This window comes from Rhodococcus sp. 320_ES, assembly GCF_059691855.1.
This window is the reverse complement of sequence record NZ_JCAWAG010000003.1, coordinates 331,798-347,347: the sequence shown is the minus strand read 5'-3', so window position 1 is coordinate 347,347 and position 15,550 is coordinate 331,798. Positions and strand designations below refer to the sequence as shown.

Annotated in this window: 15 protein-coding genes; 10 read left to right on the top strand and 5 right to left on the bottom strand. The window is 67.2% G+C overall.

All coding sequences use genetic code 11. The annotated features are described in order from the left end of the window. Positions 1 to 8: 8 nt before the first annotated feature. A complete protein-coding gene (locus AC59JP_RS12240) occupies positions 9 to 902 on the bottom strand; it encodes a LysR family transcriptional regulator (RefSeq protein ID WP_497326041.1) in 894 nt (297 codons plus the stop codon). Between the two features lie 72 nt (positions 903 to 974). Here AC59JP_RS12240 and AC59JP_RS12235 point away from each other — a divergent pair, with 72 nt between their 5' ends. After that, entirely contained in the window at positions 975 to 1,892 is a 918-nt protein-coding gene (locus AC59JP_RS12235; RefSeq protein WP_497326040.1) for an EamA family transporter, read from the top strand. A gap of 11 nt (positions 1,893 to 1,903) precedes the next feature. Continuing rightward, a complete protein-coding gene (locus AC59JP_RS12230; RefSeq protein WP_497326039.1) occupies positions 1,904 to 2,797 on the top strand; it encodes an ABC transporter substrate-binding protein in 894 nt (297 codons plus the stop codon). On the opposite strand, the gene AC59JP_RS12225 is transcribed toward AC59JP_RS12230, so the two are convergent. Further along, positions 2,798 to 3,430, bottom strand: coding sequence for a pyridoxamine 5'-phosphate oxidase family protein (locus tag AC59JP_RS12225; protein ID WP_497326038.1), 633 nt, complete (start codon positions 3,428 to 3,430; stop codon positions 2,798 to 2,800). A 60-nt stretch (positions 3,431 to 3,490) separates the two neighbouring features. On the opposite strand from AC59JP_RS12225, the gene AC59JP_RS12220 reads away from it, so the two are divergent. The 3 genes from AC59JP_RS12220 to AC59JP_RS12210 all read left to right on the top strand — a co-directional run bounded on the left by AC59JP_RS12220 (position 3,491) and on the right by AC59JP_RS12210 (position 6,319). Further along, positions 3,491 to 4,726, top strand: a complete 1,236-nt coding sequence (locus AC59JP_RS12220) for a MurT ligase domain-containing protein (RefSeq protein ID WP_497326037.1) — start codon at positions 3,491 to 3,493, stop codon at positions 4,724 to 4,726. Then, complete coding sequence (locus AC59JP_RS12215; protein ID WP_497326036.1) at positions 4,723 to 5,430, top strand: type 1 glutamine amidotransferase; 708 nt, start codon at positions 4,723 to 4,725, stop codon at positions 5,428 to 5,430. Before AC59JP_RS12220 ends, AC59JP_RS12215 begins: the two co-directional genes overlap by 4 nt. Positions 5,431 to 5,581: 151 nt before the next feature. Continuing rightward, positions 5,582 to 6,319, top strand: a complete 738-nt coding sequence (locus AC59JP_RS12210) for a hypothetical protein (RefSeq protein WP_497326035.1) — start codon at positions 5,582 to 5,584, stop codon at positions 6,317 to 6,319. Between the two features lie 15 nt (positions 6,320 to 6,334). Here the strand turns inward: AC59JP_RS12210 and AC59JP_RS12205 are convergent, their stop codons facing one another. After that, on the bottom strand, positions 6,335 to 7,606 hold the full coding sequence (locus tag AC59JP_RS12205) for a DUF7373 family lipoprotein (protein ID WP_497326034.1): 1,272 nt from the start codon (positions 7,604 to 7,606) through the stop codon (positions 6,335 to 6,337). A gap of 133 nt (positions 7,607 to 7,739) precedes the next feature. Here AC59JP_RS12205 and AC59JP_RS12200 point away from each other — a divergent pair, with 133 nt between their 5' ends. From AC59JP_RS12200 to AC59JP_RS12180, 5 genes are read left to right on the top strand one after another with little or no spacing between them, the layout of a single operon-like run. Then, on the top strand, positions 7,740 to 9,530 hold the full coding sequence (locus AC59JP_RS12200; protein WP_497326033.1) for a dynamin family protein: 1,791 nt from the start codon (positions 7,740 to 7,742) through the stop codon (positions 9,528 to 9,530). After that, complete coding sequence (locus AC59JP_RS12195) at positions 9,527 to 10,951, top strand: dynamin family protein (protein ID WP_497326032.1); 1,425 nt, start codon at positions 9,527 to 9,529, stop codon at positions 10,949 to 10,951. The genes AC59JP_RS12200 and AC59JP_RS12195 overlap by 4 nt, the downstream gene beginning before the upstream one ends. Before the next feature lie 34 nt (positions 10,952 to 10,985). After that, positions 10,986 to 12,752, top strand: coding sequence for an Hsp70 family protein (locus tag AC59JP_RS12190; protein ID WP_497326031.1), 1,767 nt, complete (start codon positions 10,986 to 10,988; stop codon positions 12,750 to 12,752). 13 nt (positions 12,753 to 12,765) lie between these two features. Further along, positions 12,766 to 13,170, top strand: a complete 405-nt coding sequence (locus AC59JP_RS12185; RefSeq protein WP_497326030.1) for a hypothetical protein — start codon at positions 12,766 to 12,768, stop codon at positions 13,168 to 13,170. Beyond that, on the top strand, positions 13,163 to 13,729 hold the full coding sequence (locus AC59JP_RS12180) for an RNA polymerase sigma factor (protein WP_497326029.1): 567 nt from the start codon (positions 13,163 to 13,165) through the stop codon (positions 13,727 to 13,729). Before AC59JP_RS12185 ends, AC59JP_RS12180 begins: the two co-directional genes overlap by 8 nt. Before the next feature lie 41 nt (positions 13,730 to 13,770). On the opposite strand, the gene AC59JP_RS12175 is transcribed toward AC59JP_RS12180, so the two are convergent. Both AC59JP_RS12175 and recR read right to left on the bottom strand, forming a co-directional pair. After that, on the bottom strand, positions 13,771 to 14,802 hold the full coding sequence (locus AC59JP_RS12175) for a type IV toxin-antitoxin system AbiEi family antitoxin domain-containing protein (RefSeq protein WP_497326028.1): 1,032 nt from the start codon (positions 14,800 to 14,802) through the stop codon (positions 13,771 to 13,773). Positions 14,803 to 14,934: 132 nt separating this feature from the next. Next, the gene (gene recR / locus AC59JP_RS12170) at positions 14,935 to 15,546 is read right to left on the bottom strand and encodes a recombination mediator RecR (protein ID WP_497326027.1); all 612 of its coding nucleotides are present in this window, start codon (positions 15,544 to 15,546) and stop codon (positions 14,935 to 14,937) included. Positions 15,547 to 15,550: the final 4 nt, after the last annotated feature.

The window sequence follows — 15,550 nt, the reverse complement described above, 5'->3', positions numbered from 1 at the left end:
CCGGCCCCCTAGGGCCGGTTTTCGCGCACAGCGGACTCTGCCTCGAACGCCCCGATCACCGTCGCCACCGCAGGACGCTGGTCGGCCCCCGGCCGGGTGGCCAGCTCGTAGACCCGCGCGGCCCGCACCCCACCCAGCCGAACGCGTCGGACGTCGGGATGAGTCGAGGCGTAACGCGGCATCAGGGCCACCCCGTGACCACGTGCCACGAGCTCTTCCGTCACTCGAAAGTCGTTGATGCGCTGCACTACTCGCGGCTGCATCCCGGTGACCGTGGCGATGGAGTTGAGCACGTCGTCGACCGGGAAACCGCCGCGCACGCTGATCCACCGCTCGCCCGCCAGTTGATGAATGTCGACCGACGACGCGTCCGCCAGACGGTGATCGTTCGGCAGGACCAGATCGATGGGTTCACGCATCAGAGTGCGCACGTCGACGCGCGGCGCAGCGGTCGACGGAGCTCGTTCGTCGCGGTGGGTCAGGACGACGTCGTAATCGGCGAGCAAGCGGTTGACGTCGGACGCGGGGTAATCCTCGTCGCCGGCCACCAGGCCGACTCCGTCGAGACGGTCGAGCACACCAGGCAGCAGCAGCGCCGCTCCGGACGGGAACATCGCGACTCGCACCGTCCCGCGGGGTGATCCGCGGTAGGAGTCCATTTCGTCCTCGGCGCGGGCGAGGGCGCCGAGCACGTCCTCGGCTCGGAGTACCAGCGCTCGGCCGGCGTCCGTGAGGCGTACGCGTCGGCCGTCCGGCTCGAGAAGGTCGACGCCGGCTTCGCGCGCGAGCACCTTGAGCTGCTGCGACACCGCGGAGGGGGTCATGGACAGCGACGCCGCCGTCGCGGCGACGGTGCCTCGGTCGGACAGCTCGCGCAGCACCCTGAGACGCTCTGCATCCATGAAGTAAAACTACATGGATACGTCACGAGAATTCGCTTGTGCTGATCATTTCGAATCGTCACTGTTGTCGCTGTGACCACACGCGACAAACTCCTCGGCGTCTCGGTCGCGGTGTTGTGGGGGCTGAACTTCCTCGCGATCCGCGCCGGACTGAATCACTTCCCTCCCTTCTTCTTCGCTGCGCTGCGCTTCCTGGTCATCGCGATCCCGGTCGTTCTCTTCGTGCCACGGCCAGCAGTACCGACAAGATGGCTTCTGCTGTACGGCTTCGGTTTCGGGTTCCTGCAGTTCGCGTTTCTGTTCACCGCGATGCACGTGGGCATGCCGACCGGCCTGGCCTCGCTGGTTCTGCAATCGTCCGCGCCGTTCACCGTGATCCTGGGTGCGATCCTGCTGCGCGAGCACGTCAGTGGGCGGCAGTGGATCGGCATCGCCGTCGCCATCAGCGGGATGGTCCTTATCGGGTGGGACCGAGCGGTCGGAGCGTCGCTCCTGCCCGTCCTATTGACCTTGCTCGCTGGACTCGGCTGGGCCTTCGGCAATCTCGGCAGTCGACTGGCACGAGCAGACAGTCCGATGCGACTCATGCTCTGGATGACCGTCGTCCCGCCGCTGCCGATGCTCGCCCTCTCGGCCGCCTTCGAAGGCCCGACCGCCGGGTGGTCTGCACTCGCGACGTCGTTCAGCAGCACCTGGTGGACGGCGCTGGCCGGGCTCGCGTTCATCGTCGGGCCGGCCACCCTCGTCGGCACCGGCATCTGGACGTCGCTGATGGGCCGCTACTCGGCCGGAACCGTCGCACCCTTCTCGCTGCTGGTGCCGGTGGTGGGCATCGCGGCGTCGTGGCTGGTGCTCCACGAGACCCCGAGCGTCGTGTCCCTGATCGGCGCGGCCGTCGTCATCGGCGGATGTGGGTGGGGATTTCGGGCGGCGAAGTCGGCGCCGGTGGTCGCCGTCGACGCACCACAATTGGCGCGTCCAGTGAGTTAGGGTCCCCTCACATGAGACGAATTTTGCTACTCGCCGCATGTGGACTCGCCTTGACCTCCTGTTCCGCCGACACCTCGGACGACCGGTCGGACGCGCAGACTCGACCCGTCACGCACGCCCGCGGCACCACCGAGGTGCCGGCCGACCCGATGCGGGTCGTCACCCTGGAGCCGGTCGAACTCGACACCGCCGTGGCGCTCGGAATCGTGCCCGTCGGAACCGCCGTGCTCAGCGAGGTCACCGGAGTGCCGCCCTACCTCGGCCCGGAGGCGGCCGACATCGAGACCGTCGGGACGGTGGCCGAGCCGCGCATCGAGGCGATCGCGGCGCTCGACCCCGACATCATTCTGGGAACCGAGACCCGACACGGCGGGATCTACGACCAGCTGGCCGCGATCGCACCGACCGTCTTCATGGCGTCGCAGTCGGACCCGTGGCAGGACAACGTGCGACTCGTCGGCACCGCACTGGGACGCGACCCGCAGCCACTGCTCGACGACTATCGCGCCCGGTGCGAGGGCATCGCCTCCGAGTTCGCCACCGCGGGTCGCACGGCACAACTGATCAGACCTCGCGAGGATCTGCTGACGCTCTACGGGCCGCTGTCCTTCGCGGGCAGCACCCTCGAATGCGCCGGATTCACCACGCCGCCCCGCCCCGAGTGGACCGATGAGATCAGCATCGACCTCTCCCCGGAGCTGGTGTCCGAGGCGAAGGCCGATCTGGTGGTGATCACGTCGACGACCCCGGGCGATCCGTCGTCGATCCCGGCCGTGGTCACCGCCAACGCGTCGGCCTTCCCCGATCCGCACGCCGTCGACCAGTCGTACTGGATCACGGGCGTCGGGCCGAAGGGCGGACAGGCCGTGCTCGACGACATCGAGCGCATCCTCGCGAACGACTGATCAGACGTCGCGGTAGAGCCCCTCGCTGTACGCCTTTCCGTAATAGGTCTGGAGCTGGGCCAGCGTTTCGGGGCTGTCCGGGATCAAGGTCTTGCTCATCACCGCCACGGACGGCAGCACCGACGGGTTCCAGGTGTCCGGCTCCCACAGTTGTGAGCGGAGAAACGCCTTCGCGCAGTGGTGGAAGATCTGCTCGATCTCGACCACCAGGCACAGGATCGGCCGGTGGCCCTTCACGACGAGGTCGTCGAAGAAGGGCGCATCGGTGACCAGCGACGCGCGGCCGTTGATCCGGAGCGTGTCGCCGCGGCCCGGAACGAAAAAGTTCAGACCGACGTGCGGGTTGACGAGCACGTTGCGGTAGCCGTCCATGCGCTTGTTGCCCGGTCGCTCGGCGAGGGCGATGGTGGTGTCGTCGATCACGTGGACCAGGTGGCCGGGCGGGTCACCCTTCGGTGAGACATCGCATCGACCGTCGGCGTCGGAGGTCGCAACGACGACGAACGGCGACGCCGCCAACCATTCCCGGTCCAGCGGATGCAGCGCGGATCGGTCCTTGTTCGCCGCACGGAACGACGGCGTTCCCATCAGGGCGGTAAGTTCGTCGGCGTCCGTGATCGTCGTCCAAGCCATGCGCCGAGGGTAGTCACGGCCGCATCGGATGGACACCGAGTTTGTGCGAGACTCGGCGCCATGGTCGACAAGCGTGTACGTACACGCGGCCGTCTCGCCTTGGGCGCGGCGTCCGCAGCGGCGTGGGCATCTCAGAAGGCAGGCCGCGGAAAGGGCTCGATGATCGGCGGATTGATCGCGCTGAAGATCGATCCGACGATCATGGCGCAGCTCGGAGCCGGTCGGCGCACGGTCGTGATCACCGGGACCAACGGCAAGTCGACGACGACGCGTATGACCGCAGCTGCCCTCGCCACACTCGGCGAGGTGGCCACGCAGGCCGACGGCGCCAACATGGACGCCGGGATCGTGGCAGCGTTGAACGTGAATCGCACCGCCGCTCTGGCGGCGCTCGAGGTCGACGAACTGCACGTCCCGCACGTCTGCGACGCCGTGAACCCGGCAGCTGTGGTGCTCCTCAACCTGAGCCGAGACCAACTCGACCGCGTCGGCGAGATCAACATGATCGAGCGCAAGCTCCGTGCCGGGCTCGAACGCCATCCCGAGACGGTGGTGATCGCGAACTGCGACGACGTCCTGATGACGTCGGCGGCGTACGACGCTGCCAACGTGGTGTGGGTCGCGGCGGGCGGCGGCTGGGTCGGCGACTCCGTCAGCTGCCCGCGCACCGGGGAACCGATCGTCTGGGACGGTCCGCACTGGCGCAGCACCGGTTCGGATTTTGCACGACCGGAACCGGATTGGTGGCTCGACTCGGAATTTCTGTACGGCCCGGACGGCGTGAAGATCCCGATGTCGCTTGCGCTGCCCGGAAACGCCAACCGCGGCAACGCCGCTCAGGCCGTTGCCGCCGCGGTGACACTCGGGGCGTCCGTGGAGGACGCCGTCGCGGCCGTGTCGACGGTCAACGAGGTGGCGGGCCGCTACAGCACCGTCCAGGTCGGATCCCATTCCGTACGAATGCTTCTCGCGAAGAACCCCGCCGGCTGGCAGGAAGCGCTGTCGATGATCGACCCCGACGTCGAAGGCCTCGTGATCGCCGTCAACGGGCAGGTGCCGGACGGTGAAGACCTGTCGTGGCTGTGGGACGTGCGCTTCGAGCACTTCGAGGGCGTGCAGGTGGTCGCCTCGGGCGAGCGCGCCACCGATCTGGGTGTGCGACTGACCTACGCAGGCTCACCCCATACCGTGGTCCGAGACCCGTTGCAGGCCATTGCGTCCTGCCCGCCGGGTCGGGTCGAGGTGCTGGCGAACTACACGGCGTTCCGTGATCTCGGAAGGGCGATCGCACGATGACCGACACGGTGAAGATCGGGCTGGTCCTCCCCGACGTGATGGGCACGTACGGCGACAGTGGCAACGCTCTCGTTCTGCGGCAACGACTTCTGATGCGAGACATCCCCGCGGAGGTCGTCTCGATCACGCTGAACGATCCCGTACCCGATTCGCTGGACGTCTACGTTCTCGGCGGTGCGGAGGACTCGGCTCAGCGATTGGCCACCAAACACCTGGCGCGGTACCCGGGGCTGCAGAAGGCGGCCGAGCGAGGCGCCCCCGTTCTGGCCATCTGCGCGGCCATTCAGGTGCTGGGCAATTGGTACGAGACGAGTTCGGGGGAACGCGTCGACGGGGTGTCGATGCTCGATGTCACCACCTCGCCGCAGCAGACCCGCTCGATCGGCGAGGTCACCACGACTCCCACGCTCGCCGGACTGACGCAGAAGCTCACCGGATTCGAAAATCACCGCGGTGGAACCACATTGGGGCCTGCTGCCACCGCGTTCGCGCGGGTGGACTCCGGTGTCGGCAACGGAGTCGGGGACGGGAACGAGGGCGTCGTCCAGGGTTCGGTCATCGGCACGTACATGCACGGACCGGCGCTGGCGCGCAATCCCGAGCTGGCGGACTACCTCCTCGAGCGGGCCATGGGGACGACGTTGGCGCCGCTCGTGCTCGAGGATGTGGAGCAGTTGCGGAGGGAGCGGCTGCGCCGCGTGTGAGTAGCCCCCTGCTGTGCGCGATTTAGTGCCCTCCAGGGGCGGAAATCGCGCACAGCAGATTTTTTTTCGTTGGCCGGGAACATTCACCACCCCGGGCCGCATCCAATGCTGTGAACGATCGACAACAACTACGAGCGACACGGAGAATGCGATGACAAGCCAGGAATTCGACACCAACGGCGACGGAACCAACGACGTGTACCTGGTCGACCTCGACGGCGACGGCGTGACCGACATCGAGGAAGACGACACCGACTTCGACGGCGTCGCCGACGTCAAGCTCACCGACTACAACGGCGACGGCTACGCCGACCAGCGTGAAACGGACTCGGACGGCGACGGCTACTACGACACCGTCGAGACCGACACCGACGGTGACGGCTACTACGACACCGACTCGAGCTCCCGCTCGAGCGCCCCCAGCCCCACCCCCACACCCACGCCTCACCCCGAACCGGCACCGGCGCCCTCGTCGTCGGCGGATCGCAACGTCTCCACCAGCACCTCGTCGGACGACAGCTGGAGCGGCACGGTCGCCGGTGACGAGGTCACCCTGACCGACACGGACGCCGACGGCGACTACGACGTCGCGGTCTGGGACACCGACGGTGACGGCAAGGTCGACGTCGTGCAGGTCGACACAGACGGCGACGGCATCGTCGACTACAAACTGGTGGACGTCGACGGCGACGGTCAGGCGGACGTGCAGCTCACCGACACCGACTTCGACGGCGAGTTCGACACCACCAAGCTCGACACGGACGGCGACGGCACCTACGACATCACCGAGTCCGGCGCATACGACCCGGCGCCGGAGACCGAGACCAACCTCGAGCACGCCGGCGGCGACACCTCCGCCACCGAGTCGTCGTACGACCACCACATCTAGAGCCGCGGGCCGGTGCTACTCAGCGTTCTGGTCGGCCTTCGTCAGGATGACGTACTGCGCGGAGATCGCCTGATCGACGGTGGTCTTGTCCAGGTCGGTCAATTGACCCACGTACCGGCCGACCTGGACATAGCAGCTGGTGACCTGCCCGATCGCCTCGTCCTTGACCACGCACTGAGCGATGGGAAGGTTCTTGGGCGGGTCGTCGCGGCGGCTGCCGAGGGACAGGTCGGAATTGACGAAGTCGGTGATGATCTTCTTGGCACCGTCCTCCGACTTGGCGCGGGTGACCGTCGTCTTCCAGGTGGCGTTGTGATCGGATCCGACGTCCTGCAACGTCTTCAGAACCAACGCGGGGTCCGTGAACTGCAGTGCGAGACCGCGGGGCCCGTACACGGCGCGGTTGGTCCCGTACGCCTGATATTCGTCGGTGTTCGGGATCGCGTAGATCAGGATGTTGTTCTGGTCGATCTGGATGGTCGGCGCGACGCCGCCGTTCTGCGATCGGGTGGGCGTCGGCGGGAAGGTGTCGATCAGGGGCAACTGAAGGCTCAGCGCTTTGCTCACGATGGAGGGCAGAGTGGCGGCATCGCCGGTCGGGACGGACACGTTCGTGTAGATCACGTAGGAGTTGTGCGGGGTAAAAACGCTCAGGCCAGACGACGGTGCCCCGAGTCCCGGATCTCCGGCGTAGCTCCAGGTACTGGACAGGGAATTGGGAAGCTCGGGAACGGTGGCGGGCGCGAAGGCGCGAGTGAACTCGGCCGCCGGCTGATGGGACACGTCGTTCATCGCCTGAGCGGCGGCCGTCGCCGCGGCCGCGGTGGCGTAGCGCAGCACCATCTCGGTGATCGTGGTCTTCGGATCGGTGTTCTTTACGGCGGGTGTACTCGCGGTGGCGACGAACCCGGCAATCAGCGGGGCATCGGGGGGCGACGACGCGGCAGCCATGTCCTCTCGGCCACCGAAGGGCGAGTCGAGGAACTTCTCGCTGCGGATGACCGCCGTCGGCTGCTCCGGTTCCGTGGCGCCGGGCACCACCTCGAACGGGATGGTGACGAACTCGGCCATCCGCTGGCCCTCGAGGTCGGTGATCACGGGATCGTTCGAATCCACCGTGCCGAACGGCGGCGACGGATCGGTGGGGAAATCACCGGTGTCGAGGCTCGCGATGTCGATCTCCGGCGCCGCGGCGACACCGGTTCCCTGGACGGTGGAACTGCAGGACGTCAGAACACACCCAGCGGCGATGCCCGTTGCGATCACCCGGACGATGGTCGGTCGCACAAGAATCCCTCTCGTCGTCGATCGTGACCGGTCCATCCGTGAACCGGTCCTGAGTCGGTGCAACGATATATCCCACCCACGACGAGCACCGGACCGATCGGTTCCGAATCAGATGCCACGCAAGGAGGACCACATGACCGACATTCACCCGGTCCTGAGCGCCGCAGCTTCGGTTCTGCGCGCCTACAAGCTCGACGACGTGGCCGACCTCGCCGCCCGCAAGGCGGAGCGGGACAGTCAGGTGCGCACCGTCGTGGTCGTCGGCGAGGTCAAACGAGGCAAGAGTTCGCTGGCCAACGCCCTCGTCGGCCGGCGTGACCTCTCCCCCGTGGGTGTCGGCGTCGCCACCACGGTCGCGGTGAGCATCTGCCCCACCAACGACCCGCCGCTCGACGGCACCGCCGATCTGTTGTTCCCGGGTCGGGCCGAGCAGGTACCGCTCACGACCCTCGAGGACTGGGTGACCGTCGGCGGCAAGTACGTGCGCGACGCCCATGTCGAGTCGCTGCCCACGCGAGCCAGCATCCCGATCACGGACACCGCACTCCCCGGCGTGACGATCGTGGACACTCCGGGCGTCGGCGGACTGGATCCGTCGATGGCCACACTGGCCAAGCACAGCGCGCAGCAGGCGTGCGTGCTGGTGATCGCGTGCGACGCCTCGTCTCCCCTGTCCGCGCCGGAGATGGACTTCATCCGCGACGCGGGTGCCTCGGTCGACGCCCTGATCGTCGCGGTAACGAAGACGGACAAGAACCTTCGCCGGTGGAAGGCGATCGCGGACGAGAATCGTCGCCTGCTCGCCGAGCACCTGCATCGCGACGTCACCGTGATCGGGGTGTCGAGCCTACGGGCCGTCATGGCGTCGGAGATACCCGCCGGGCCGGCGCGCGACCATGCGGAGGAGGCGTCGGGCATCACGGCGTTGCGCTCGGAACTGTTGCGACGCTTGGATTCCGCCGAGGACCTGCCGATGATGGACGCTCTTCGCACGACGCGTGAGGGGTTGTCGACCATCAAGCGGCGCGTCGATTCGGAACTCGCCGCCGTCGAGGGTCGCGGCAAGACGCTCCCCGATCTCACCGCTCAACTCGCCGAACTCGAACGCCTCAAGGACGAGAGCCGCGAATGGGAGCAGTACCTCGCGCGCGACCTCACGCAGCTGCGCCAGCAGTCGATCGACGACAGTGATCGCCGTCTGGAAGAGATCCGTCAGCGATGGACGAACACGATCAACAAGAACGGCATGGAGGTTCTGCGCCGAAGTCCCCAGAAGTTCACCGCCGACATGCAAGCGGAGCTGCAACAGGCTCTCGCACAGTCGATGTCGGGTTTCCTGGAGCGGCTCTACACCACGATCGTCGCACCGAGGTTCGATTCCGATGTCGTGTGGGAACAGATCTGCACACGCATCGTCGACTCCCTCGGCGCCCAGAACATCGAAGGACCGCAGGTGGGGAGCAAGCGACACGGACTGTTCGACCCGACGCTGTTGACGATGGGCGTGATGGGATCGTCGACCCTCGGCGGTCTGGTCGGACTGTCCGCCTTCCTCGGCGTGGGTGCCGTCGTCGGAACACTGTGGGTGGGAGTCAATCTCGGCTTCCGCGCCATGCGCACCGGCAAGACCAATCTGCTCACCTGGTTGCGCGAGACCATAGCGCTCACCAAGACGGTCACCGCACGATTGCTGGAAATGGCCATGGCACAGGCTCGTCCGGAGATCGTGGTGCGGTACCGCGAATACATGCGCACCTCGATCGAGGAGCTGCAGCGGCAGATCGCCGTCGCGAAGGAGGCCGGCTCCACCGACGCGGCACGTCGAGAGAAGGAGCTCAAGCGTTTGACGAACAACCGCGACGTGATCGACAAGCGTCTCGCCGAGACCGAACGCATGCTCGACGAACTGCGGGCCGCGTCGTGAACGCGGGCGCGCCCGGACCGGTCCATGCCGTTCTCGACCGCGGGTTGCATCGACTCGCCGGACTGGGCGGAGACCTGGTCGACCACGCGAACAGAATCGGCGCGACGCTGTGGGCGCCGCCGCGCCTCGTCGTCGTCGGCCGCCTGAAGGCCGGGAAGTCGACGCTGGTGAACGCCCTCATCGGGGCGCCGGTCGCCGAGACCGCCGCCCTCGAGGCGACGCGGGTGGTGACCGTCTATCAGAACGGCGCACCGTCACGTGCCGATGCGGTCGCCGTCGACGGCACCCGCCACCCCGTCCACCTGGTTCCGGGTTCGGTTGCGACACTGCCGATTCCGGAGGAACGCATCGCCTACGTGGATCGGTGGCTGCCCTCGGCCGCCATTCGCGACCTCACGTTCATCGACACTCCCGGCCTGGCCACGCTCACCACGCGCAACGAGCGGGCCACTCGACGCGTCCTCATCGACGGGTTCGAGCAGACCCGCACCGCGTCGGTGGACGCGGACGCAGCGGTGTTCTTGTTCGACTCCACCCCGCGCGTCGACGAACTCGCGTTCCTCGAGCAGCTCCCGCTCTCGCCGCTCAACACGCTCGGAGTCCTCTCGCGCGCCGACGGTTTCGGCGAGGGAGCGCTCGGTCGCCGCGATCCGCTCGACCACGCGCGCGAACACGCACGCTCGGTCGCACACGACCTCGCCGACACGGTGGCGACCGTCGTCCCGATCTCCGGACTCATGGCCCAGACGTCGCACACGGGCGCGCTGGTCGAGGACGATGCGCGTGCGCTCGCGTCGTTGGCCGGGCTGCATCCGCTCGACCTCATCGACGTCCTGGAGTCCGACGCGCCGAGTCCGCTGTCTCCGATGGTGCGCGATCGCCTCCTGGATCTGTTGGGCGAATACGGAATTCTGCACGGTCGCGAGATCGCGCACCGAGGCGCGGCGGCGCTGAACGAGTGGTTGGCCGCGAAATCGGGTGTGGCCGAGCTCAATCGGGTCCTGCACACCTCTCTCGGTGAGTTCGCGGTCCTCTCTCGCGCTCGCCGGGTTCTCGACTACGTCGATCAACTCGCCTACGCGCACCCGGCCCGAGAGAACATTCGAGCGATCGCCTATTCGATGCGCAGCGACCCGGCGATGCTGCGGGTGGCACTGCTCGGCGATCTCCAGCGGGTACTGGTGGCCGATCCACGCGCACCGCTGGTCGACGAACTGCGCACGCTGTTGACCGGGCACACGCCCGCACAGTGTCTGGGGCTCGGACCGGACGCGAGCGTCGACCACGTTCGCTCACACGCGATGACCAAGCTCGGAAACGCCCGGGCGCAGGCCATGTCGACGGTCACCGCAGCCGAGGACGCCGCGTTGGTGGACGTCGTGCAGGCCTACACGGTTCTTGCCGAGGGACGGGGAATGTAATCATGTGCGAACCACACCGAGGAGGAACACCGCGATGACGCCGTCCGATTGGCTGCTCAGCGTCGATTTCGGAACGTCGAACACGGCGGCCGCCCACTCGGCCGCGGTCAGTGGCGCGGTCGAGACGCTGTCGCTCTCGCACACAAGCAACCTGATGTCGTCCGCCGTCTTCGTCGACGCGCCCGACCGCATTGCAGTCGGTGACCACGCCCTCAACGAAGCGCAACGCAACCCCGGTGCGTTCCTGCCGTCGCCGAAACGTCTGGTGGGACAACCCTCGATCGCAGTCAACGGGTTCATGATCCCGACGTCCGCTCCGATCGCCGCGGTACTGCGCGCCGTGTTGTCTCGCGCGACCGCGGCGCACGCCGGCCAACTCCCGCAGCATCTGGTGCTCACCCATCCCGAAGCGTGGTCGCCGAGTCAGATCCAGACCCTGATCGACGCCGCGTCGCAGGGAATGCCTCCCGGTTCGATCAGCACTATCTCCGAACCATGCGCCGCCGCAGCTCATTACGCGCGCAGCAACCGGTTGGCCGACGGAGCGAAGATCGCGGTCTTCGACTTCGGCGGCGGCACACTCGACGTCGCGGTGCTGGCCAAGAACGGCGACGGGACGTTCACCGTGCTCGCCGCGCGGGGTGACAACGGATTGGGCGGGAAGAATCTCGACGCGCTGATCCGGCAGTGGGTCGATCATCAACTGGACGCACGATCGCCCGAGCTGGTGCAGTACCTGCGCAGGGAGGCGCCGCCCGGCGTCCGGCAGCAACTCGACGATTCCATCCGCCGCGCCAAAGAGCTTCTTTCCGAAGCGCCGTCGGCCACCATCACGGCGGCGGGCAGTGGGTTCCACGAGACACTTCAGCTCACGCGGGACGAGTTCGACGAGCTGATCGCCGGCCCGATCGACGCGGCCGTGCGCCTGACGCGGGCGACCTTCGCCGACGCCGGAATCATCGATCGGGATCAGATCAGCGCGCTGTATCTCACGGGCGGTACCTCTCGTATTCCACTGGTGCACAGAGCGCTTCAAGAGGTCGGTCCTGTCGCGACACTCGACGACCCGAAAACGGTCGTGGCGCAGGGCGCCTTGAGTTCGTGGCTCGCCGAACATCCGACCAGACCGCCGATGACCGGCAGCGACGCCCTCATGGCGCGCTGGGAGCAGCCGCAGGCCCCGCCGCCGTCGGTCGAGAAGAAGGCGAGAAGCAAGACTCTGCCGATCGTGGCCGCGGCCACCGTCGCCGTGCTCGCCGTCGGAGCCGCGGTTGCCTTTCTAGCAACACGAGACTCGGGATCCGACACGCAGGCGTCGCCCTCGACCACCACGACCTCGGCCAGTGGCCCCGTCACCCTGGCCGCGACGCAGGACGAGATCCTCGCCGCGGTACCGACCGCACTGTCCGCAGACCTCACGAACTGCAAGCAGTTGTCCTTCACCAACAACAACGCTCTGCAGATCAGCTGCAACTTCACCCGAGACGCGCCCGTCGTCGACGGTCTCGTCATCTCCACCACCGACATCGTCGACCGGGCGTCGATCTTCCTCACCATCGACGAGCAGCAGGCCCGCAGCGAAGTGGTGACCAACCGAGCCGGAGGCGACCCCGGCGACGCCGTCGTCGAGAACACGAATCGCACTGCGGCAGCGGTGGTTCGGCCGCCCGGCGCCGAAGGCACCAACGGAACGATCATCCGCTACGCCAACAACAGCACCTTCCTGAGCGTCGACGTGTACGGCCTGATCGGCGTCGATCAGGGCAAGACGTTCCTGACCAGGTCCGGACTGATCTCGTGAGACAGGAAACGCCATGACCGAGGAACCAACGATCGCCGCCACGCTCGGGCTCGATCTCGCGCAGGACTACGTGATGCCGGACTCGCTGTGGGACAACGCATTGCAGGTCGCGTTCGATCCGGACACTGCCGAGTCCGATCCGAGCGTCGTCCCCGAGATGGACGACGACGTGGTCGAGTACGACGACGATCTGATCGTGCCCGAGTCGATGGATTCGGACGTCGGGGATCACGGGGTCGGGGATCACGGTCACGACGGTTCCTCTGTGGATTCCTCTGAGGACTCCTCCGGTCACGACAGTGCCTATGACGACGACGGCATCACGCTGGACGCGCCGTCTCACGATCCCACGGACCACATCGTCGACGATGCGCACCCGGCCGATCACCCGAACGACGACCACCACTGGCATGACTGACCTCGCCGGGTCCACGCTGGACGAGTCGGCGCTGCTGATGGCGGCGCGGGGCGGCGACCAGCATGCATTCGGTCAGCTGGTGGGGCTGCACAAGAATCGGGTGTGGGCGGTATGCCTGAACATCGCGGGGAATCGGCAGGACGCCGAGGATGCCGTGCAGGACACGCTGATCGCCGCCTGGCAGCACCTCGACAAGTTCCGCGGCGACGCGCGCTTCTCCACGTGGCTACACCGCGTCGCCTCCAATGCGGCTCTGGCGCTGGTGCGTAGGCGCAAGCCGCAGACCGACACCGTCGACTTCAACGATCCCGAGCAACCCGTGCACCTCGAGGACGGGGCGGCTTCGTCGTTCGGCGACCGGATGGCCGCCCGCGACCAGCTACGCACGGCGCTGGCGGACATCCCCGAGGAGTTCCGGGTTGCACTGGTGCTGCGCGAGTTCGGCGACATGTCCTACGCCGAGATCGCCGAGCATCAGGGTGTGGGGGTGCAGACGGTGAAGTCGAGGTTGAACCGGGGGCGCAAGCAGTTGGAGGAGCGGCTGCTGTGTGCGGGGTGAACCCCCTGCACTGCGCGGGGTGAGCCCCTGCTGTGCGCGAATTAGTGCCCTCCAGGGGCGGAAATCGCGCACAGCGGTGAGCACCGGGCACACGGATGGCTGAGGTCGGGCCACCCTTCCCGGACCAGCACGGCCCGGACCTCCCGGTAGACACCGCACGGATCACCGGTCACGTCGTCCCACCCGTACGACAGGCGCGGCCGCTTCTCGAGCTCCGACGCGTTGTCGCGCCGACGATCGCGGAACCGTCGCTGAACGGCGGTGTGGAATTCCTGACCGTCGAGCCGCACGATAAGCGGCACGCCGTCCGGTGAATAGTCGAGATCCTCGAACAGGACCCGCCCGTCGACCACGTGCGGCGCTTGCCGCCGGCCGTGCGGGAGACCGTGCGCGTCCTCGACGTCGAGAACGTAGCGATGCTCGAGCACTGAATGGACCCCGGATTCGAGCATGTCGAGCGTCCTGCAGATTGCCCGCAGGTACCGCCGGGGTCGTCGGTACTCGATGCGCCGCCGCATGGTCGACGGCTGGACGCGACCGGACGACATCGCGTCCACCGCAACGCACATCGCGGCACGTGGGTTCGGTGCGCTCTGCGCCAGATCGAGCACGGTGTCCGCGGCGGACGTCCTGGGGAGCTCGCCGTCGACGCCGATGTGCCGCAGTGCTCGGGATCGGTGCACGACGACACCGGGGTGGACGAGGGCCAGGCCCGACCCCGTCGGCCTCGGCGTCGTCGGTCGAGTTCGTGACGGCGCGCTCACGCTGGACGCGCCGTATCGCCGGGTGACGTGCACGGGGCCGGCCGTCGCCCGGCTCATTCCCCATTCTTCTGCGGCGCTGTGATGGGACAGCAACGCTCCGGCGCCGCCGTACAGCAGGGCCGCGCGCAGCTGTTGATCGCGGGTCAGTGCGCCGTTGGTCACGACGAGGACTCCGAACAGCGCGCGAACCCACTGCCCGGACTGGGTCCGGTGGCGCACTCCTTTTTCCGTGAAGCCGTGTGCCAGGGCCTGAGCCGTGGTCACGACGCCGTCCTGCATGTCGAGAAGTTCCTGCCAGTCGTCCCCCATGCAGACGAGGGTGGAGCATCGACGCGGCGGAGGATTGACTGCGACCTGGGGAAACGGTTGGTCTGTGGATAACCGCTGTGCGCGATTTCCGCCCCTGGAGGGCACTAATTCGCGCACGGGCGCCGAAGGCGCCTACTTCATCACATTCCGGCCCGACAACGCCCGGCCCAGCGTCAGCTCGTCCGCGAACTCGAGGTCCCCGCCCATCGGCAGGCCCGAGGCCAGACGCGTGACGCTCAACCCCGGAAAGTCTCGGAGCATCCGCAGCAGATAGGTCGCCGTCGCTTCGCCTTCGGTGTTGGGGTCGGTGGCGATGATGACCTCGGAGACGTCCACGCCATCGACCTGATTGCCGATGCGTGTCAACAACTCTCGGATGCGCAGCTGATCGGGCCCGATACCGCTCAGCGGGTCGAGCGCGCCGCCGAGCACGTGGTAGCGACCCTTGAACTCACGTGTACGTTCCACGGCCTGAACGTCTTTGGGCTCCTCGACCACACAGATTTTGGTGCGGTCACGCCGCGAGTCGGAGCAGATCCGGCACATCTCCTTGTCGGACACCGTTCCGCACACGATGCAGAACTGCACCCCGTCGCGCACCTTCTGCAACGCGCGCTGCAGACGATCGATGTCGGGAGCCTCGACAGCGAGGAGGTGAAAGGCGATGCGCTGCGCGCTCTTCGGGCCGACGCCGGGCAGCTTGCCCAGTTCGTCGATCAGATCCTGAACCGGACCTTCGTACACGCGT